The sequence below is a fragment of the Streptomyces sp. NPDC018029 genome, from assembly GCF_044327655.1.
In the GTDB taxonomy this organism is placed as follows: domain Bacteria; phylum Actinomycetota; class Actinomycetes; order Streptomycetales; family Streptomycetaceae; genus Streptomyces.
Window position 1 is genome coordinate 164,779 of sequence record NZ_JBIRFV010000010.1, and the last position, 17,720, is coordinate 182,498.

The 17,720-nt window shown below is 72.2% G+C and carries 17 protein-coding genes; 4 read left to right on the top strand and 13 right to left on the bottom strand.

What is annotated here, in order from left to right; all coding sequences use genetic code 11:
- Window positions 1–199: 199 nt before the first annotated feature.
- A complete protein-coding gene (locus ACH4D5_RS29135; RefSeq protein WP_398308094.1) occupies window positions 200–2,311 on the top strand; it encodes a choice-of-anchor A family protein in 2,112 nt (703 codons plus the stop codon).
- A gap of 31 nt (window positions 2,312–2,342) precedes the next feature.
- On the opposite strand, the gene ACH4D5_RS29140 is transcribed toward ACH4D5_RS29135, so the two are convergent.
- The gene (locus ACH4D5_RS29140; protein ID WP_398308096.1) at window positions 2,343–3,035 is read right to left on the bottom strand and encodes a L,D-transpeptidase; all 693 of its coding nucleotides are present in this window, start codon (window positions 3,033–3,035) and stop codon (window positions 2,343–2,345) included.
- A 133-nt stretch (window positions 3,036–3,168) separates the two neighbouring features.
- On the opposite strand from ACH4D5_RS29140, the gene ACH4D5_RS29145 reads away from it, so the two are divergent.
- Both ACH4D5_RS29145 and ACH4D5_RS29150 read left to right on the top strand, forming a co-directional pair.
- Complete coding sequence (locus ACH4D5_RS29145; RefSeq protein ID WP_398308098.1) at window positions 3,169–3,552, top strand: DUF779 domain-containing protein; 384 nt, start codon at window positions 3,169–3,171, stop codon at window positions 3,550–3,552.
- Between the two features lie 155 nt (window positions 3,553–3,707).
- The gene (locus ACH4D5_RS29150; RefSeq protein WP_398308463.1) at window positions 3,708–4,916 is read left to right on the top strand and encodes a phosphodiester glycosidase family protein; all 1,209 of its coding nucleotides are present in this window, start codon (window positions 3,708–3,710) and stop codon (window positions 4,914–4,916) included.
- A gap of 7 nt (window positions 4,917–4,923) precedes the next feature.
- Here ACH4D5_RS29150 and ACH4D5_RS29155 read toward each other — a convergent pair whose 3' ends face one another.
- The 3 genes from ACH4D5_RS29155 to ACH4D5_RS29165 all read right to left on the bottom strand — a co-directional run bounded on the left by ACH4D5_RS29155 (window position 4,924) and on the right by ACH4D5_RS29165 (window position 7,781).
- A complete protein-coding gene (locus tag ACH4D5_RS29155) occupies window positions 4,924–6,492 on the bottom strand; it encodes a hypothetical protein (protein ID WP_398308100.1) in 1,569 nt (522 codons plus the stop codon).
- A gap of 98 nt (window positions 6,493–6,590) precedes the next feature.
- Window positions 6,591–6,785, bottom strand: coding sequence for a hypothetical protein (locus ACH4D5_RS29160; RefSeq protein ID WP_362989947.1), 195 nt, complete (start codon window positions 6,783–6,785; stop codon window positions 6,591–6,593).
- Window positions 6,786–6,914: 129 nt separating this feature from the next.
- The gene (locus ACH4D5_RS29165; protein WP_398308102.1) at window positions 6,915–7,781 is read right to left on the bottom strand and encodes a phosphatidylinositol-specific phospholipase C/glycerophosphodiester phosphodiesterase family protein; all 867 of its coding nucleotides are present in this window, start codon (window positions 7,779–7,781) and stop codon (window positions 6,915–6,917) included.
- A 292-nt stretch (window positions 7,782–8,073) separates the two neighbouring features.
- On the opposite strand from ACH4D5_RS29165, the gene ACH4D5_RS29170 reads away from it, so the two are divergent.
- The gene (locus tag ACH4D5_RS29170; protein WP_398308104.1) at window positions 8,074–8,475 is read left to right on the top strand and encodes a RidA family protein; all 402 of its coding nucleotides are present in this window, start codon (window positions 8,074–8,076) and stop codon (window positions 8,473–8,475) included.
- 8 nt (window positions 8,476–8,483) lie between these two features.
- Here the strand turns inward: ACH4D5_RS29170 and ACH4D5_RS29175 are convergent, their stop codons facing one another.
- The 9 genes from ACH4D5_RS29175 to ACH4D5_RS29215 all read right to left on the bottom strand — a co-directional run bounded on the left by ACH4D5_RS29175 (window position 8,484) and on the right by ACH4D5_RS29215 (window position 17,694).
- Entirely contained in the window at window positions 8,484–9,158 is a 675-nt protein-coding gene (locus ACH4D5_RS29175) for an ABC transporter ATP-binding protein (RefSeq protein ID WP_398308106.1), read from the bottom strand.
- Window positions 9,151–10,062 carry an ABC transporter ATP-binding protein gene (locus ACH4D5_RS29180; RefSeq protein ID WP_398308465.1) on the bottom strand — a complete coding sequence of 304 codons (912 nt, stop codon included), beginning with the start codon at window positions 10,060–10,062 and terminating at the stop codon, window positions 9,151–9,153. The genes ACH4D5_RS29175 and ACH4D5_RS29180 overlap by 8 nt, the downstream gene beginning before the upstream one ends.
- A gap of 44 nt (window positions 10,063–10,106) precedes the next feature.
- A complete protein-coding gene (locus ACH4D5_RS29185) occupies window positions 10,107–10,973 on the bottom strand; it encodes an ABC transporter permease (protein WP_398308108.1) in 867 nt (288 codons plus the stop codon).
- On the bottom strand, window positions 10,966–11,931 hold the full coding sequence (locus tag ACH4D5_RS29190; protein ID WP_398308110.1) for an ABC transporter permease: 966 nt from the start codon (window positions 11,929–11,931) through the stop codon (window positions 10,966–10,968). Before ACH4D5_RS29190 ends, ACH4D5_RS29185 begins: the two co-directional genes overlap by 8 nt.
- A 59-nt stretch (window positions 11,932–11,990) precedes the next feature.
- Window positions 11,991–13,586 carry an ABC transporter substrate-binding protein gene (locus tag ACH4D5_RS29195; protein WP_398308112.1) on the bottom strand — a complete coding sequence of 532 codons (1,596 nt, stop codon included), beginning with the start codon at window positions 13,584–13,586 and terminating at the stop codon, window positions 11,991–11,993.
- 128 nt (window positions 13,587–13,714) lie between these two features.
- Entirely contained in the window at window positions 13,715–14,812 is a 1,098-nt protein-coding gene (locus ACH4D5_RS29200; RefSeq protein ID WP_398308114.1) for an acyl-CoA dehydrogenase family protein, read from the bottom strand.
- Window positions 14,809–15,996 carry an acyl-CoA dehydrogenase family protein gene (locus ACH4D5_RS29205; protein WP_398308116.1) on the bottom strand — a complete coding sequence of 396 codons (1,188 nt, stop codon included), beginning with the start codon at window positions 15,994–15,996 and terminating at the stop codon, window positions 14,809–14,811. Before ACH4D5_RS29205 ends, ACH4D5_RS29200 begins: the two co-directional genes overlap by 4 nt.
- Window positions 15,993–16,961, bottom strand: coding sequence for an NADPH:quinone oxidoreductase family protein (locus ACH4D5_RS29210; protein WP_398308118.1), 969 nt, complete (start codon window positions 16,959–16,961; stop codon window positions 15,993–15,995). Before ACH4D5_RS29210 ends, ACH4D5_RS29205 begins: the two co-directional genes overlap by 4 nt.
- 121 nt (window positions 16,962–17,082) lie before the next feature.
- Entirely contained in the window at window positions 17,083–17,694 is a 612-nt protein-coding gene (locus tag ACH4D5_RS29215; protein ID WP_398308120.1) for a helix-turn-helix domain-containing protein, read from the bottom strand.
- Window positions 17,695–17,720 lie beyond the last annotated feature (26 nt).

Sequence of the window (17,720 nt, forward strand, 5' to 3'; positions counted from 1 at the left end):
CGGGCGCGGCGGAACTCACGATCGGGTGATCACATCGCTCGGCCGTGCGGATCACGGTCACGGCGAGCGGGCCGTGGTCCCTGCACTCGGCCTTTGCGGTGCTCTTCGCAGGAAGGCACGGATCGGTTGATCGGCGACGGAGGGCAGTCGTGCAAGCCTCCTCCACGTCGTTCTGTCCTTGTGAGGAGCTGATGTGCACGTGACCGTTCCCTCCCTCTTCCGGTCCGGAATGAGGTATCTGTGTCTCCTCGCCGTCGTGGCGGGAAGCGGCCTGCCGGCCATGCCCGCCGCCGCGCACTCCGCCGCGGGCGCCGCGGCGAAGCCGCTGCCCGGCGGGCTCGGCCCGTGTGTGCCGGGCAACTGCCCCAGCGGCGGCTATCCGCCGGTCAACAACGATGGGATCCGGTACCGCGACAACGGCATCAACGTGTACGTGGGCGGCGACTTCCTCGTCCGCGGGCGCGCCGCGGAGGCCGAAGGGCGCGTCGTCGTCCTCGGCGACTTCGACCAGGACAAGGTCGCCGGCGCCAGCAGCGTCTACAACATCGGGGAGGCCGGCGTCGGCTCCCGGGTGGCGCCGCCCGTCGGCGCGGACTGGCTCACCACGGGCGGCGACGTCAGAGTCGCCGCCGGCGAGCGGCTGCTCGCCGAGGACGGTGTGGTGCGCCACGCCGGTGACGCCACCGGCAGGATTGTCGGCACCGTGCGCAAGGACGCCGACGCCGCCGAGCCCTACCGGCCGCTGCGGGACGAACTCACCGCCGCCAGCCAGTGTTACGCCCACCCCGAGGGCGGCACGCGCACGCCGACGGGAACGGCCACGCACGCGGGCGGCGAGACCCTGTTCCGGGGTGACAACACCTCCATGCTCCAGGTCTTCAACGTGGACTTCGACCTGATGGGCGGCAGCGGCGGCCAGGAGGGCATCCGCTTCGAGGGCATCCCGGACGGCGCCACGGTGCTGGTCAACGTCCTCGGGACCAAGCGCACCATCAACACGTACAGCGGGACGATCGACGACAGCAGCGGGTTCAACCAGCTGCGCAGCCGGCTGCTGTGGAACTTCCCCGACGCCACGTCGGTGGAGATCAAGGGCACCGGACACTTCCAGGGCAGTGTCCTGATCGGCGACCAGGGCTCGGCGTCCACGATCAGCGTGCCGGGCATGAACGGCCGCTTCTTCACCACGGGCTCGCTCACCCACACCAGCTCGGCGTCGGGCGGTGGCGGCCAGGAGTTCCACAATTACCCCTTCGACGGCGACCTGCCCGACTGCTCCGACGCGCCCACCTCGGGCGAGGTGAAGGTCGTCAAGACCGACGAGGACGACGGGGAGCCGCTCGCGGGCGCGGAGTTCGAGCTGTGGGAGGAGACCAACGGCGTCGACGGGCTGCAGACCCGCGGCGACGACCCGGACACGAAGGTCGGCGGCCCCTGCGTCACCGAGGCCCCGGGCGAGTGTGCCCGGACAGTGCCGCTCGGCACGTACTACTGGCGCGAGACCAAGGCCCCGCGCGACTACGACCTGCCATCGCCGAACGTCTTCGGACCGCTGGAGCTGACCGAGGCCAACGCCTCCGCGGGCGTGTCGGTCACGGCCGCGAACGAGAAGAAGCGCACCGTCGTGGAGGGCGAGGTCACCGTCGTCAAGAAGGACAAGGACACGGGCAGGCCGCTGCCGGGCGCGGTCTTCCAGCTGTGGCGCGAGACCAACGGCAGGCCGGGGCTCCAGCAGACCGGATCGGACCCCGACACCGCGACGGGCTCGCCCTGCACGACGGACGCCGTCGGCACCTGCGAGAAAGAGGTCTCCGTCGGCACGTACTACTGGGTCGAGACGAAGGCCCCCGACGGGTACGAACTGCCGGACCCGGCGGTCTTCGGGCCCCTCGTCCTCACCGCGGCCAACGCCGACGACGGGGTCTCCGTCGAGGCGCTGAACAGTGTGCGTGACGAACCGGAGGACGTCGGCTCGATCACGGTCGTCAAGAAGGACAAGAAGACGGGCAGGCCGCTGCCGGGCGCCGTCTTCCAGCTCTGGCGCGAGACCAACGGCAGGCCAGGGCTGCAGACCTCGGGCGCGGGCCGGGACACGCTCGCCGACGGGGGGTGCGCCACGGACGGCCGCGGCCGGTGCGAGTTCCAGGGGCTCGACCTCGGTTCGTACTACCTGCGCGAGACGGCCGTGCCCGACGGTTACGTCCTGCCGTCGAAGAGGGTCAGCGGCCCGCACAGGGTGACCGAGGGCAACGCGGCGAAGGGCGTCACGGTGACGCTCACCAACGAGCGCGGCGGGGGCAAGAAGAAGTAGCCCCCGGTGGCCCCGACGGGCGCGGGTGGCGTCAGCCGCCCGTGCCCGGCTTCGTGCCCCAGATGTAGAGGCGGTCACCCTTGACCAGCAGGTTGTAGAGCCGCTTCGCGTCCCCGATGGCCAGGTTCACGCAGCCGCCCGAGCCCGACGAGAAGAGGTCGGAACGGGTGCCGTGCAGAGCCTGTCCACCGTTGAAGAACTGCGCGTACGGCATGGGGACGCGGTAGATCGTCGAGAAGTGGTCGCGGTTCTTCAGGTAGATCCGCTGCCAGCCGCGGCGGGTCTCCAGACCGTCCCGGCCGCTGCGGATCGGCACCGGGGCGAAGACCAGCCTGCGGCCTGACCCTGACTGCGCCCACAGGACCTGTCGGGTCAGGTCCACGCACGTGACCCGGTACGGCTTCGCGGGGCAGGTCCGCCGTTGCGCGGGGTTCCGCCGGATGGAGTCGGCGACGACGAAGCGGTACGTCCGCAGGTTGGCGCTGCCGTCCGCCGGGCGGACGCCGAGCCGCTGCTGGAGCCGCCGGATGGCCGCGCAGTCGGCGGCGGACTGGCGCCCGTCGACCGGCAGCCGCAGCTCACGCTCCAGCTCCCGCTGGTAGGGGGCGGTGCCCGCGCGGCACGCCGGCTCGACGAGGGCGGCGGGAGCGGGAGCGGCGGCCGCCCCGTGCGACGCGGGGACGGCCAGCGACAGGGCGGCGATCGATGAGAGGAGCCAGCGCATCGCACCAGCTTCGGGCGGTCCGCCGCCGCTGCCCCCGCGACACGACCCGACCATCCGACAATTGCTCCGAACAGGCGCCCGGCGGCCGTTCCCCGCAACCCTGTTGCAACGTGCCGCGGGGCAGAGTCGCCCCATGGACCGCCAGGAGATGAAAGACACCGATGGCAGCACCCCTCGGGTCGAGCTCACCCCTGCCGCCGCACGGCTCGTACGGCGACTGCGGGAGCTGCACGGGCCGCTGATGTTCCACCAGTCGGGCGGCTGCTGCGACGGCAGCGCCCCCATGTGCTTCCCGGACGGCGACTTCCGCACCGGTGATTCCGACGTCTGCCTCGCGTCGTTGACGGTCGATGGGGTGGCCGAGCCCGTAGCGTTCTGGATGTCGAAGAGCCAGTACGAGGTGTGGAGCCACACCCGGCTGATCGTGGACGTGGTGCCGGGCAGAGGCAGCGGCTTCTCGCTGGAGGCACCGGAGGGCGTACGTTTCCTCATCCGTTCCCGCTTGGCCGGAACGTAGCCACCCACATCTGGTGAACTCCCCTGGCTGCTGCGACAGTTACTTCGCTCACTTCGCCGCCCGGCCGACACCAGGAACCAGGGGGATCTGTGGCACGCCAGAAGCAACGCGGTGGACGGTCCAGAACGGTCTGCACCCTCTTCACGACGCTCGGCATGCTGGCCGGTGCGGCTCTCGCGGGAGCGGCACCGGCCGGTGGTGCTTCCGGCGTCGCGGAGCGCGCCGGCGGCAGGATCGCGCCGGGCGTGGAGTACCGGCACTTCGACGTGGAGGGCTCCCGCGGCACGGCCCGCGCGCACGTCCTCGACGTAGATCTGCGCGACCCGCGCACGCGCGTCGGGCTGCTGTATCCGGGCAAGGTCGCGGCGCGTGCGCCCGTCTCCACGCTCGCGAACGGGGCCGGCGCAGTCGGCGGCATCAACGGAGACTTCTTCAACATCACCGAGACCCAGCACCCGGGTGTCGAGGCGACCGGCGCGCCCGTCGGGCCCGCGATCGCGAGCGGCCGCGCACTCAAGGCCGCCGTGCCGAACGGGCAGCGCTTCGGTCCCGCGATGCCGCCGGGCGTGACCACCGAGGCCGTCCTCGGCGTGGGCCAGGACCGCAGGGCCCGCCTGGACAGCCTCGCCCTGGACGGGCAGGTCCGCACCCGTGGCTCCCGCCTCCCGCTGGGCGGCCTCAACCAGTACGCGCTGCCGGTGGGTTCCGTCGGCGCCTTCACCGCCGACTGGGGCACCGTCTCGCGCGTGCGCGCGACCTGCGGCACCGACACGAGCCGCGGCGCGCCCTGCAGCACCGACACGCACGAGGTGACGGTGCGTGACGGGCGTGTCGTGGCCTCGGCCGACACGCCGGGCAGCGGCCCGATCGCCGCGGACGAGACGGTCCTGGTCGGCCGTGAGGCGGGCGCGCAGGAGCTGCGGAAGCTGTCGGCGGGCGACCGGGTGCACGTCAGGCACCGTCTTGTGGCGGCCGAGTCGCGCAAGCCGTTGCGCTTCGCGATCGGCGGCTATCCCGTGCTGCGGAACGGTGTGCCGCTGCCCGGCCTCGATGCCACGACGTCGGCGGTGCGGACGGCGGCGGGGATCTCCGACGACGGCCGTCGGCTGCTGCTGCTCTCGCTCGACGGCTCCCCGGAGTTCCGTGCGGGTCTGACGATCGCCGAGGTGGCCGAGACGCTGCGGGGTCTCGGCGCGCGGGACGGCTTCAGTCTGGACGGCGGTGGCTCATCGACCCTGGTCTCCGCGACGGCCACGCTGGTCGCGCGCGCCCCGGGCGCCGATGCCGTGACGGTGCGGAACAACCCGAGCGGCGGGATCGAGCGGCCCGTTCCGAACGGCATCGGCGTGTTCTCCGGGAAATGACGGCCCGTCACTCCGTGTCGCGTACCGCCACGAGCCCGTTGAAGACGCCCACATAGGCCGTCCCGTCGGGTCCGAGCGTCACGGGCGCCCAGTTGTTGTCATAGGCGACGCCCGTGCCGGCGAGCCGCTTCCAGCGGGTGTCGCCGGTGCGGAAGTCGACCGCGGTGAGGTACCAGGCGTCGACGCCGAGGCTGTTGGGCTCCTTCGTGTAGAAGTACAACAGGCCGTTGGCGGTGGAGAGTTTGGGCACGGTGGACGGGGCGCGCACCCCGCTCTCCCAGGCCGTGTCGCAGCCGCTGCCGTCCTCGCGCACGTCGATCCTGCTGACGCCGCCGACGACGCTGCGGCCGAAGGTGAGCGAGGTGATGTTCTCGTAGCCGTAGTTGTTCTCGACGACGAGGCTGTCGCCCCAGGTGATCAGCGAGTTGTCGGTGGTGGACGCGCCGGAGCGGAAGACGGGGACCTTGCAGACGAGCCGCTCGTCGGCGGGCACGTCGGCGCCGCGCCGGTAGACGAGGACGTTCATGCGGTCGTCGGCGTTGTCGGTGATGGCGACGTAGTCGTCGTGCTCGCCGAAGAGGTCGGGAGTGGTGCCCGAACCCTGGTTCACCGAGCCGGGCTTGGTGCCGGTGCCGCGGTCGTACGTCTGACGCCAGACGGCCTTCGGAGTGCCCTCCGCGGCGGCGCGGAAGCTGTAGAGGGCGTGGTCGGAGACGATGGAGACGCCGTCCTCCGCGACGGAGAACGAGTTCTGGATCTCCTCGCCGGAGAGGCGGATCGAGCGGATGTCGCCGGACTCCGGGTCGACGGTCCCGACCCGCCCCTGCCGCGTCACCCACCAGATGCGCCCGTCCCAGTCCGGCATCACCGACGTGACGGGGTCGCACTCACCGCTGGGGTACAGGTTGGTCCAGCTCACGCAGTCGTGCGGGACGTGTGCCGTGAGGTCCCACTCCTTGTCGACGACGAAGCGCCATCCGCCGTCGGCCGTGCGCTCGTGCGCGAGCCGGACGATGTGCTGGCGGGAGTCGGCGAGGACGAGCCTGTCCTCGTTGTCGAGGTACGAATAGGCGCCGCCCGATGTGTCCTTGAAGATCTTCGAGAAGTCGAGCCGGGTGATGGCCTCGACGGTCGAGGGCCGCTGCGGCAGCTTGTACTCGGCGAGCGTGTCCAGCGTCCTCGGGTCGAGCAGCTTGACCAGGAAGCCGGTGAACGTGCCGCACACGGTGACGATGCGTCCGTCGCGGTCGAAGGTGACGGTCGCGCACTCGCCGCCCAGCGCCGCCATCTTCTCGCTGTCGACCGCGGGCCGCTTCCCGAGCGGACCGCTCCAGGGGTACGTGCCGCTGCCCGCGGCGTCGGCGTGCATGCCGCTGCGGCCGTTGGCGGCGAGGTACGGGTGCTGGGGCGGCGGGGTGCCGGGCAGCGGGCGGGCGTCGGCGGGCGCGCCCTCGTACTGCTCGACGAGCCGGTGCCCGGGGGCTCTGGGTATGTCGTCGGCGTGGGCGGGGGCCGCGAGGGACACGGTCAGGGCCATGGCACCGGCGGGAACGAGGCGGCGCAGTCTGCTGGGCATGCGCCGAAGCTAGAGCGCTCCTCTTGAAGTGTCCATGAAACAGCGTCAGTTGTTCATGAACCCGAAAGGAACGGCCCGCGGGCCGGCGCACGAACCGGTCACGGCCGGATGCCGCTGACGATGTGGGCGGTGGCCGTCAGCCCGTCCTGGATGGTCGGCGCCATGCTCGTGCCGGCCAGGTAGAAGCCCAGCAGCAGACAGACGACGGCGTGCGACAGCTTCAGCGCTCCGTTGCGCAGAAAGACCGCAGCAAGGATCACGAGCAGCAGCACGACAGAGATCGAGACAGCCATGCGAAGTACCTCCTCCGCCACGCGGGACCGCGGCTTCCGGCCGTCAGTGTCGCGTAGCGGAGGAGGCGTTCGGGCCTCTGACCTGTGCTCCGAACGGGTGTTACTCGCGCGAAGGTTGATCCGGTCGGATCATCGGCCGTGCGCGTCGAGGAAGGCCTCGAGGCCCGCGAGGTCATCGGTGTTGAGGTGGTCGACACCGGCGGCGAGCAGCTCGCCCCAGACCGCGTCGCGCTGCGGGCCCGGCAGGTCGGGCGTCGCCCAGAAGCGGACGCGCTGCCCGCGCGCGTGGGCGGCGGAGACGATGCCGCGCAGCTTGTCGCGCTCGGCGGCGGGCATGGGGCCCGTGCCCTGCCAGCTGAAGTTGAGGAACCAGTTGTCGCTGATCAGCGGGATGAACGAGGCGGGCGCGGCGGTTCCCAGGTCGGCGAGGCGGCCGTCGTAGAAGGCGTGCCGGACGCGCTGCGCCTCCATGGGGGCGCGGGCCGCGCGGTCACCGGAGACGACAGCCGTGATCGCGCCGCGGCGCACCTTCCCGTGGGTGTACGACGTGAACAGGTGCCGATAGGGCCGCAGTTGGCGGTGGAGTGCGGCGTATGTCGACGCGCCCTCGGTCTTGATGTCGATGAGCAGCTGGAAGGGGGTGCGGTGGTGGCCCCGGTACACGGAGCCGTGGTTGGCGCGCACGCGGGCCGCCAGGGGCTTCAGGTAGAGCGACGCGAGGGTGCGGGTGGGATCGAGGTCGACCGGGTCGTGGGCGACGAGCAGCTCTCCGTCGACGAGGAAGATGTCGGCCTCGACGCTGCCGAAGCGGTGGTCGAGGGCGTCGAGGAGGGGCCGGGGGTGTTCGTAGTCGTTGTGGGCGTGGGCGCGGAACAGCGGCCGGGGGCGGGGGTGGCGCCCGCCGCTGCTCGCGTGCGCGTGGGCGGGTATCGCGATGCCGCCCGCGAGGGCCGCGCCGAGGGTGGTGAGGGCTCTGCGACGGGTGGTGAGGGCCATGTCTGCCTCCCGGAGGGACGAGTGGTGACGCGTCGGAACGCGACGCGCGGATACGACGGTGAGCGGAACCTCAGTGAGTATGAGGCCCAACCCGCGTCAGGCAACCCTGGCCTTACGGGAGTTGGCGTTATCGATGCCGGGCGTTCACGACGGGTGCCGTGACCTGCTCGGTCACCGTCCGGTTCCTCAGTTCCCGAAAAGTGCGTCCTTCCAGTTCAGTGGCTGCTCTCCTACGGTTCCCGAGTAACCACAGGAGAGCGAGAGCTCTCGCGACAGGAGAGCGGACGACAGCATGCCCACGAACGATGTCTTCAGCCACGACGTGCCGGCCGAGAGCGACTTCGGCTATGCGCAGGCGATCAGGTCCGGTGACCTGATCCATGTCTCCGGACAGCTCGCGCTCGACGACGTCGGCGAGTTCCGGCACGCGGACGACTTCGCCGCCCAACTCGACCTGACGTACGCCAACTTCGACAAGATCCTGAGCCACTACGGCGCGACCCGCGGTCAGATCGTCTCGCAGACCCTGTACGTGGTGGACCTGCGGCGGCACGCCGGGGCGGTGGCGGCGGGGAACCTGGCGTACTTCGGGGACCACCGCCCGGTCAGCACGGTCGTCGGCGTCACCGAACTGACCTTCCCCGGCCAGGTCGTCGAGATCAGCTGCGTCATCGACACCCGGCTGCCCGCCTGAGCGGACCCTTACTGTTCGGCGGGCGCCCTGTCCGTCAGTTCGTCCCAGTGCGTGGTGCGGTCGCACCACCGTTCCAGGAGGACGCGGTCGTGGCCGACGGCCAGCAGACCGGCGCCGCGTTCGGCCCGGTACTCCTCCACGACGTGGACCAGGGCCGCCGTCGTCGAGGCGTCCAGCATCGCCGTCATCTCGTCGCAGATCAGCCAGCGCGGGCGCAGCACCAGCGCGCGGGCCAGGCACGCGCGTTGCAGCTGGCCGTCGCTGACCTCGTGCGGGCGGCGGCCCAGCAGCTCCTTGCCGAGGCCGACGCGGGCCGCGAGCTCCGGGACGGCGGTGGCCGCTTCGGAGCCGCGGCCCACCGCCCGCAGCGGTTCCGCGATCAGGTCGGACAGGGCCAGCCTGGGGTCGGCGGAGAGCCGCGGCTGCTGGAAGACGACGCCGAAGGCCGTGCGCTGCTCGCGGGGGGCGCGGTGGCGCCAGCCGCGGGCGGGCTCGCCGTCGATGACGACCTGGCCCGCGTCGGGGCGGTGCAGCAGCGCGGCGACCCGCGCGAGGGTGGACTTGCCGCAGCCGCTGGGGCCGAGCAGGCCCACGGATGCGCCGGGGGCGATGGTGAGGTCGACGTCCCGGACGACGGGGGCACGCCGGTCGTATCCGGCGGTGATGGCGCGCAGTTCAAGCACGGGGGGCCTCCAGCACGTCCGCGTGGGGGTGGTGGCAGGCCGCACCGTCCGTGAGCGCGGGCAGCGCGCCGCACGCCTCGTCGGCCCGGTCGCAGCGCGCAGCGAACGCACATCCCGCGGGGAGCGCCGACAGCTCGGGCGGCATGCCGGGGACGGGCGTGAAGGCGCGCTCAGGCAGGGCGTTCAGGAGCCCGCGGGCGTAGGGGTGCCTGGGTCCTGGCGTGCCGAAGAAGTCGGTGGCGTCGGCGAGTTCGACGACGCGGCTGGCGTACATCACGGCGACGCGGTCGGCGATCCGTTCGGCGGCGGCCAGGTCGTGGGTGATCAGGAGCAGCGCGCGGTCGTCGCCGACGTGCCGGCGCAGTTCGTCGACGGTGCGGTCCACGAGGTCGCGGTCGAGGCCGGTCGTGGGTTCGTCGGCGAGCAGCAGCGGCGCGTCGCCGATGAGGGCGAGCGCGGTGGCGGCGCGCTGGGCGAGGCCGCCGGACAGCTCGTGGGGGTAGCGGTCGAGGTGGCCCGAGGGGAACGCGGCGCGCTGGGCCGCCGCTTCGGCGGCGGCCCGCAGCTGCGGCTTGCGCACCCCGGCGAGCTCCCGCAGGGTCTCCTCCAGCTGGGAGCGCACGGTGCGGACCGGCGTCAGATGGGCGGCGGGACTCTGCGGCACGAGGCCGACGCGCCGCCCCCGCACGGTGCGGGCGAGGGTGCGCTCGTCGGCGGTGAGAAGATCCAGGCCACCGATCAGCGCGCTCCCCGCGGTCTCGGCGTTCTCGGGGAGCAGGCCGAGCAGCGCGGAGGCGAGCACGGACTTGCCGCAGCCGCTCTCGCCGACTAGGGCGAGGCACTCCCCCGCCGCGAGGTCGAAGGTGGCGTCGGTGACGGCGGAGACATGGGCGCCGCCGCGCATGCGGAACCGTACGGAGAGACCCTGTACGGACAGGACGGGGACCGTCACAGCATGAGCTCCGATCGGCGCCGGGGATTGATCCGTTCCCGCCAGGCGCCCGCGAGGCCCGCGATCGCCAGGGTGGGCACGATGATGAACAGGCCGGGGAAGAGGGTCGGCCACCAGTCGCCCGCCAGGAGCGAACCGCGCGCGCTCTGCACGAGCGTGCCGAGGCTCGCCTGGTGGGAGGGGAGGCCGAGGCCGAGGAAGGACAGCGCGGACTCGTGCCAGATGGCGTGCGGCACCATCAGGACGGCGGCGAGTCCGGCCTGCGGCAGGACGCCGGGCAGCAGGTGCCGCACGGCGACGCGAAGGCGTGAGGCGCCGCCGGAGATCGCCGCGTCGACGTACGGCCGCGAGCGCAGGGACAGCACTTCGGCGCGCACGATGCGGGCGGTGGACAGCCAGTGCGTGAGCGCCACGGAGACGACGACCGGCCAGACGCCGGGCCGGAACATCGCGACGATGAAGATGCCGAGCAGCAGGTGCGGCACGGACGAGAAGACGTCCACGAGCCGCATGACGATCCGGTCGACCCAGCCTCCGGAGGCGGCCGCGAGGGCGCCGACGGCCGTGCCGATGACGGTGGCGACGACGGCCGCGACGACGCCCACGAGGAGCGAGACCCGCAGGCCGTAGACACAGCGCAGCAGCAGGTCGCGGCCGACGTCGTCGGTGCCGAAGGGGTGCGCCAGCGACGGCGGCTGCAGCTTCGACGCGAGGTCGACGGCCTGCTCGTCGAGGTTCACGAGCGGTGGTACGACGAGGACGGCGAGGACGACCGCGGCGACGATCACCGCGGACGTACGCACCCGCCACGCGCGCGTGGAGCGGCGCACGCCCCCATGGGCGCGCCAGACGATGTCAGCCATCGAATCCCACCCTCGGGTCGGCGAGGCCGTACAGGAGGTCGGCCACGAGGTTGCCCAGGAGGACCGCGGCGGTGGCAAGCGCGGTCAGGGCGGCGAGCAGCGGGAAGTCCACGGAGGTCGCCGCCTGCACGGTCGCGGCGGCGATGCCGGGCCAGCTGAAGACGGTCTCCACCAGGAGCGCCCCGGTGATCAGTTCGGGTACGCGGGAGCCGATGAGCGTGAGCACGGGCAGCATGCCGGAGCGCAGCGCGTGTCCGAGCAGCACGGTCCGTTCGGCGAGGCCACGCGCGCGTGCGCCGCGTACGGGGTCGTCGCCGAGCGCGTCGCCGACGCCTTGGCGCACGTACAGGACGAACCAGGGCAGCTGCGAGATCGCGAGGACGCCGGCCGGCAGCACCAAGTGGCTCGCGACCTGGCCTGCGGTCACAGTCGAGCTGGCCGTGTCGGTCAGGCCGCCCGAGGGCAGCACGCCGAGCTTCAGCGCGAACAGCCAGACGGCGAGCAGGCCGAGCCAGAACGGCGGCGCGGCTTCGAGGGTGTACGCGAGGGAGGTCACGGCGCGGTCCACCCAGCCGCCGGGGCGGCGGGCGGCGAGGACGCCGAGGGCGGTGCCGAGCAGGATGGCGACGAGGAACGCGGTCGCGGCGAGCAGCACGGACCAGCCGATGCGTTCGCCGATGGCGTCCGCGACGGGCTGCCGCAGGGTGCTGGAGTCGCCGAGGTCACCGGTGAGCGCCGAGGTCAGCCAGTCCCACCAGCGGGCGGTCAGCGGCCGGTCGACGCCGAGGTTGGCGCGCAGCTGGTCGAGGTTCTCCTGCGAGGCCGTGAGTCCGGCCGTGCCCGCGTACGCCTTGACGGGGTCGAAGGGCGAGGCGGCGGCGATGGCGAAGACGCCGAAGGAGACGACGAGCAGCACGGGCACGGCGAACAGCAGCCGCCGTGCCGCGAGGCGGGCCATCGGCCCCCAGGGAAGGCGACGCCGCGTCGCCTTCCCGTGGGCCTCGGATATCGCCGATGTCACTTCTTCGGCTGCCAGTCCTCGACGTTCCACCAGGGGCCGGAGGCCAGGCCGTGGTCGTGCGGCTCGACCTGGGTGGTGAGATCGCCGAACTTCTTGTCGACCACGTAGAGGTGGTCGATGTGGGTGAGGAAGGTGTAGCCCGGGTTCTTCACCAGCTCGCGCTGGATGGTGTCGTACGCGGCCTGGCGCTCGGCGTGGTCGCCGCTCTTGCGGGCGTCCTCCAGGGCCTTGTCGACCTTGGGGTTGTCGTAGTGCGCCATGTTGTTGAAGCCGTCGCCGGCGAGGGACGACTTCAGGAGCGTGTACTGGTCGAAGTCCGGGTCGGCCGGGGAGCCGCCGCCGGCGAGGACCGCGTCCTTGGGCATGCGGGGCTCGATGACCTCCCACGTGCCGGACTGCACCTCGACCTTGATGCCGAGCTTCTTGGCGTCGGAGGCGTAGGCGAGGGCGTGGTCCTGGCGGAGCTTGTCGCCGGAGAGGTACCAGAGCGGGAACTTCGCCTGGACGCCGTCCTTCTCGCGGATGCCGTCCTTGCCCGGCTTCCACCCGGCGTCGTCGAGGATCTTCTTCGCCTTGGCGGCGTCGAACTTGCGCTCGGTGCCCTTGGTGAACCAGGGGCTGTCCGTCGGGACGGGCCCGTAGGCCTCCTTGCCCTCGCCGTACAGGATCGAGTCGACCATGGCCTTGCGGTTCACGCCGACGTCCAGGGCGCGGCGGACGGCGGTGTCGCCCGCGACCTTGTTGCCGGTGGGCAGCGTCACGACGCGGTAGTCGAAGGTCTTGGCGGCGTACGTCTTCTTGCCGCTGTCGCTCTTGTACTTCTTCGCGAGGTTGGGCGGCAGGATCGCGCCGTCGAGCTCACCGGCGTCGAGCCGGGTGGCGCGGATGTCGTCGTCCTTGATGATCGCCATGGTGAAGTTCTTGACCTTCGGCGCGCCGCCCCAGTAGTCGGGGTTGGCCTTGAAGGTGAGCTTCTCGCCCTTGGACCACTTGACCAGCTCGTACGGGCCCGTGCCGACCGGCTTGGTGGTGAAGGCGCCGGTGTTCACGTCCTGCTTGGCCGCGATGTGCTCGGGCGCGATGGGCAGGACGGTCCGCTCGGCGAACGGCGCGTAGGGGTACTTGAGGTGGAAGACGACGGTGTCCTCGCCCTTGGCCTCGACGCTCTTGACGGCGTCCAGCTCGGTCTTGGACGCGTTGTTCGTCTTCTTGTCGAGGATCGTCTCGTACGTGAAGACGACGTCCTTGGCGGAGAAGGGCTTGCCGTCGCTGAACTTGACGCCCTTGCGGAGCTTGTACGTGTAGGTCTTGCCGTCGTCGGTGACCTTGGGCAGCTCGGCGGCGAGGGCGGGCTTGAGCTTCATGTCGGCGTCGTGCGTGAGCAGCCCGTCGAAGATCTTCGAGTTGCCGTCCTTGCCGTAGCCGAGGAGCGGGCTGAGGGTCTCGGGCTCGTACGCGATGCCGACGACCGCCGAGTCCTTCGTGCCGCCCGCGCCGCCGCTGTCGCCCGGCGCCGAGCAGGCGGAGGCGGCGACCGCTATCGCGGCCGCCGTCGCCACCGCGCCTGCGCCCCGTATCGATCGGGCCCTCATGCTCCACACCCCTACTGAAGATCAGCTGTTGTTGCGAACAGCTCGCAATTATGCACCACGTAATGGTGGCGTAAAACGCGCAGCCCGCACCTGGTAGGTGCGGGCTGCATCAAAATCGGTTCGACGGGTCAGGGTGCCTGGAGATCCACCAGCTCCGCGAGCGCCTCGCGGTGCCGTCCCGCCGTGCCGTAGGCCGCCGAGTCCGCCTTGGCGCGCTTCAGGTAGAGGTGGACGGGGTGCTCCCACGTCATGCCGATGCCGCCGTGCAGCTGCAGCGCCTCCTCGGCCGCGCGCACCGCCACGGGAGCGGCGTAGGCCTGGGCGAGGGCGGCCGCCACGTCGGCGTCGGCGCTGCCCGTGGCGAGGGCGTCGCAGGCGTGGCGGGCGGCGGCGCGGGTGTTGACGACCTCGGTCCACAGCTGGGCGAGCCGGTGCTTGAGCGCCTGGAAGGAGCCGACAGGACGGTTGAACTGGTGCCGCTCCTTCGTGTGGCGGACCGTCTCCGTCAGGCACCACTCGGCGATGCCCAGCTGTTCCGAGGCGAGCAGCGCGGCCCCGGCCCGCAGGCCTCGCCGTACGGCCGCTTCCGCGTCCGCGTCCCGGGACAGCTCACGCGCGCGTGCCCCGTCGAAGGTGACCGTGGCGAGCGGCCGGGTGAGGTCGAGAGAGGTCCGCGGGGTGACGGTGACGCCGTCCTGTGCCGTGTGGACCGCGTAGAGCCCGCCGTCGGCGGGGACGAGCAGCACATCGGCGCCGATCGCGTCCGCGATGCCGGTCACCTGCCCGTGCAGGGCGCCCTCCTCATGGCGTACGCCCTTGACGGGGCCACCGGGAGCGACGGCGAGACCCACGGCGAGCGCGCCCACGGTGCGCCCCGCGGCGAGCGCCCCGAGCAGCTCGGTGGCCTCGCTGCCCCCGCAGGCGAGCAGCGTCTCCGTGGCGACGACGGCGCTGGTGAGATACGGCACGGGCGCCACCGAGCGGCCCAGCTCCTCCAGCACGACGGCCGCTTCGCGGTGCGTGGCGCCCTGGCCGCCCAGCTCCTCGGGGATGAGGAGCCCGGCCAGGCCCATGCCGTCGGTGAGCGCCTTCCACAGCTCGCGGTCGAGCGGTTCGTCGCTCTCGGCGCGCGCGAGGACGGTCGCGGCGTCGCACCGGTCGGCGAGCAGGGCCCGCACGGCGGAGCGCAGCGCCTCTTCCTCTTCGGAGTACAGCAGGTCGCTCATCGCGCGAGGTCCTTCCAGGCGACGTCCTTGTCGGTGCGCGGCTCGGCGGGCAGGCCGAGGACGCGCTCGGCGACGATGTTCAGCAGGACCTCGCTGGTCCCGCCCTCGATGCTGTTGCCCTTGGAGCGCAGGTAGCGGTAGCCCGCGTCACGGCCGGTGAAGTCGACGATCTCGGGGCGGCGCATCGTCCAGTCCTCGTACAAGAGGCCTTCCTCGCCGAGGAGTTCGACCTCCAGGCCGCTGATCTCCTGGTTGAGGCGGGCGAATCCGAGCTTCATGCCGGAGCCCTCGGGTCCCGGCTGTCCCGCGACGAGCTGCTGGCGCAGCCGCTCCCCGGTGATCCTGGCCACCTCCGCGTCGACCCAGAGCTTGAGCAGGCGCTGGTGGAGGTCGTGCGTGCGCAGTTCGGGGCGCTCGCGCCAGGCCTTGGCGACCGGGCCGATCATGCCGCCCTCGCGCGGGATGCGCATGCCGCCGATGGAGACGCGCTCGTTCATGAGCGTGGTCTGGGCGACCTTCCAGCCGTCGCCGACCGCGCCGAGCCGGTGCGCGTCCGGGATGCGCACGTCGGTGAGGAACACTTCGTTGAACTCGGCCTCGCCGGTGATCTGGCGCAGCGGCCGCACCTCGACGCCGGGGTCCGTCATGTCGCACACGAAGTACGTGATGCCCCGGTGCTTGGGCACGTCCGGGTCGGTGCGGGCGATCAGGATGGCCCAGCGGGCGGTGTGGGCGCTGGAGGTCCACACCTTCTGGCCGTTGACCACCCAGTCGCCGGTCTCCTCGTCGCGGACGGCGCGGGTGCCGAGCGCGGCGAGGTCGGAGCCGGCACCCGGCTCGCTGAAGAGCTGGCACCACACCTCCTCGCCGGTCCACAGCGGGCGCAGGAAGCGGCGCTTCTGCTCCTCGGTGCCGAAGCCGAGCACGGTCGGCGCGGCCATGCCGAGGCCGATGCCGATGCGGCGCGGCTCATTGTCGGGCGCGCCCGCGGCCTCCAGCTCGGCGTCCACGACGGCCTGCAGGGAGCGCGGCGCCCCGAGCCCGCCGAGGCCCTCGGGGTAGTGCACCCAGGCGAGGCCGGCGTCGAAGCGGGCCTTGAGGAAGTCGGCGCGGTCCGTCGTGGCGGGCGGGTGCGCGGCCAGCAACTCCTGGGTACGGGTGCGCAGTTCGGCGGCGTCGGTCATGCGGCACCTCCGTGCGGCAGGACGACGACCCGGCCGGTCGTGACGCCGTCGGCGACGCGCTGCACGGCGGACGCGGCGCCGGCCATCGGCACGCGCTCGCTCACCAGCGGCTTGATGGCGCCCTTGGCGGCGAGCTCGGACAGCTCTTCGTGGCAGCGCTGGATCAGGCTCGGGTCCTTGGTCTTGTACAGGCCCCAGTGCAGGCCCACGATCGAGTAGTTCTTCACGAGCGCGTGGTTGAGCGCGGGCGTCGGGATGGAGCCGCTGGCGAAGCCGATCACGACGATCCGGCCCTCGAAGGCCACACACTTCGCCGACTTGGCGTAGGCGTCGCCGCCCACGGGGTCGTAGATCACGTCGGCGCCGCGGCCGCCGGTCGCCTCCTTGACGGCGCCGATCACGTCGTCCGTACGCCGGTCGAGGACGAGGTCGCAGCCGAGCTCGCGCGCGACCTCCGCCTTGTCCTCGCCGCCGACGACTCCGATGACCCTGGCGCCCGCGGCCTTGCCGAGCTGCACCGCGGCGCTGCCGACCCCGCCCGCCGCCGCGTGCACCAGGAGGGTCTCGCCCGCCTGGAGGTGCGCGCGGCGGTGCAGGGCGAACCAGCCGGTCTGGTAGCCGATGTGGAGCGCGGCGGCCTCCGCGTCGTCCAGCGCGTCCGGGGCGGAGAGCAGGGCGGCCGCGTCCGCGACGGCGTACTCGGCGAAGCCGCCGTACGGCAGCACGGAGTTGGCGATCACCCGCCGCCCGTCCTCGGTCTCGCCGCAGATCTCCATGCCCGGCGTGAACGGCATCGCCGGCCTGACCTGGTACTGGCCCCGGCAGAGCAGCGCGTCCGGGAAGTTGATGTTCGCGGCGCGGACCTTCAGCAGCACCTGCCCCTCATCGAGCGCGGGGCGGTCCACCTCGGCGAGGCGCATCACCTCGCCCGGCTCGCCGTTCTCGTGCACTTGCCATGCCTGCATGCGGGGCCTCCACGGGGCTGTCGTAGACCGTGCTCGACCGCATACTAAGCGGTCGCTTGCCCCCATGGGAACAGCTTGGGGGCAGTCGCGGGGACAGTCCGCGGAGGCGGCCCGGGTGCCGTCAGTCCGCGTCACTCTTACGGGTCGGCCTGGCCCGTACGTGCATGCGCTCCCCCTGCGGCCCGAAGAGGCTGATGAACTCGGCGCCCCCCTCGCTCGTGGCCCCGAACCAGTGCGGGACCCGGGTGTCGAACTCCGCGGCCTCGCCCGGGCCGAGCACCACGTCGTGGTCGCCGAGGATCAGGCGCAGCTTCCCGGACAGCACGTACAGCCACTCGTACCCCTCGTGGGTCTGCGGCTCGGGGGCGGCCGCGGTACGGGCGGGCTCGACCACCTTGTACGCCTGGAGCCCGCCGGGCTGCCGGGTCAGCGGCAGCATGGTGCGGCCGTGCCGGACGATCGGCTTGGCCCGCACACGCGGGTCGCCCACGGGCGGGGCGCCGACCAGCTCGTCCAGGGGGACCTGGTGGGCGCGGGCGATCGGCAGGAGCAGTTCGAGGCTGGGCTTGCGGTGGCCGGACTCCAGGCGGGACAGGGTGCTGACCGAGATGCCGGTGGCGGCGGACAGGCCCGCGAGGGTGGCGCCGCGCTCCTTGCGGATGCGGCGCAGCCGGGGGCCGACCTCGGTGAGGACCTGATCCATCGCTTCGGGCTCCGGGGTGTCTTCGCTCATGGACCCATCATGCCCCTTCTTGCCGA

Excerpts from the sequence above, each read along its gene's own strand:
- ACH4D5_RS29190 (WP_398308110.1), bottom strand. The coding sequence starts at position 11,931 with ATGGCCCGCCTCGCGGCACGGCGGCTGCTGTTCGCCGTGCCCGTGCTG.
- ACH4D5_RS29215 (WP_398308120.1), bottom strand. The coding sequence starts at position 17,694 with ATGAGCGAAGACACCCCGGAGCCCGAAGCGATGGATCAGGTCCTCACC.
- ACH4D5_RS29160 (WP_362989947.1), bottom strand. The coding sequence starts at position 6,785 with ATGGCTGTCTCGATCTCTGTCGTGCTGCTGCTCGTGATCCTTGCTGCG.
- ACH4D5_RS29140 (WP_398308096.1), bottom strand. The coding sequence starts at position 3,035 with ATGCGCTGGCTCCTCTCATCGATCGCCGCCCTGTCGCTGGCCGTCCCC.
- ACH4D5_RS29165 (WP_398308102.1), bottom strand. The coding sequence starts at position 7,781 with ATGGCCCTCACCACCCGTCGCAGAGCCCTCACCACCCTCGGCGCGGCC.
- ACH4D5_RS29155 (WP_398308100.1), bottom strand. The coding sequence starts at position 6,492 with ATGCCCAGCAGACTGCGCCGCCTCGTTCCCGCCGGTGCCATGGCCCTG.
- ACH4D5_RS29200 (WP_398308114.1), bottom strand. The coding sequence starts at position 14,812 with ATGAGCGACCTGCTGTACTCCGAAGAGGAAGAGGCGCTGCGCTCCGCC.
- ACH4D5_RS29145 (WP_398308098.1), top strand. The coding sequence starts at position 3,169 with ATGGACCGCCAGGAGATGAAAGACACCGATGGCAGCACCCCTCGGGTC.
- ACH4D5_RS29195 (WP_398308112.1), bottom strand. The coding sequence starts at position 13,586 with ATGAGGGCCCGATCGATACGGGGCGCAGGCGCGGTGGCGACGGCGGCC.
- ACH4D5_RS29185 (WP_398308108.1), bottom strand. The coding sequence starts at position 10,973 with ATGGCTGACATCGTCTGGCGCGCCCATGGGGGCGTGCGCCGCTCCACG.
- ACH4D5_RS29205 (WP_398308116.1), bottom strand. The coding sequence starts at position 15,996 with ATGACCGACGCCGCCGAACTGCGCACCCGTACCCAGGAGTTGCTGGCC.
- ACH4D5_RS29180 (WP_398308465.1), bottom strand. The coding sequence starts at position 10,062 with ATGCGCGGCGGCGCCCATGTCTCCGCCGTCACCGACGCCACCTTCGAC.
- ACH4D5_RS29170 (WP_398308104.1), top strand. The coding sequence starts at position 8,074 with ATGCCCACGAACGATGTCTTCAGCCACGACGTGCCGGCCGAGAGCGAC.
- ACH4D5_RS29150 (WP_398308463.1), top strand. The coding sequence starts at position 3,708 with ATGCTGGCCGGTGCGGCTCTCGCGGGAGCGGCACCGGCCGGTGGTGCT.
- ACH4D5_RS29210 (WP_398308118.1), bottom strand. The coding sequence starts at position 16,961 with ATGCAGGCATGGCAAGTGCACGAGAACGGCGAGCCGGGCGAGGTGATG.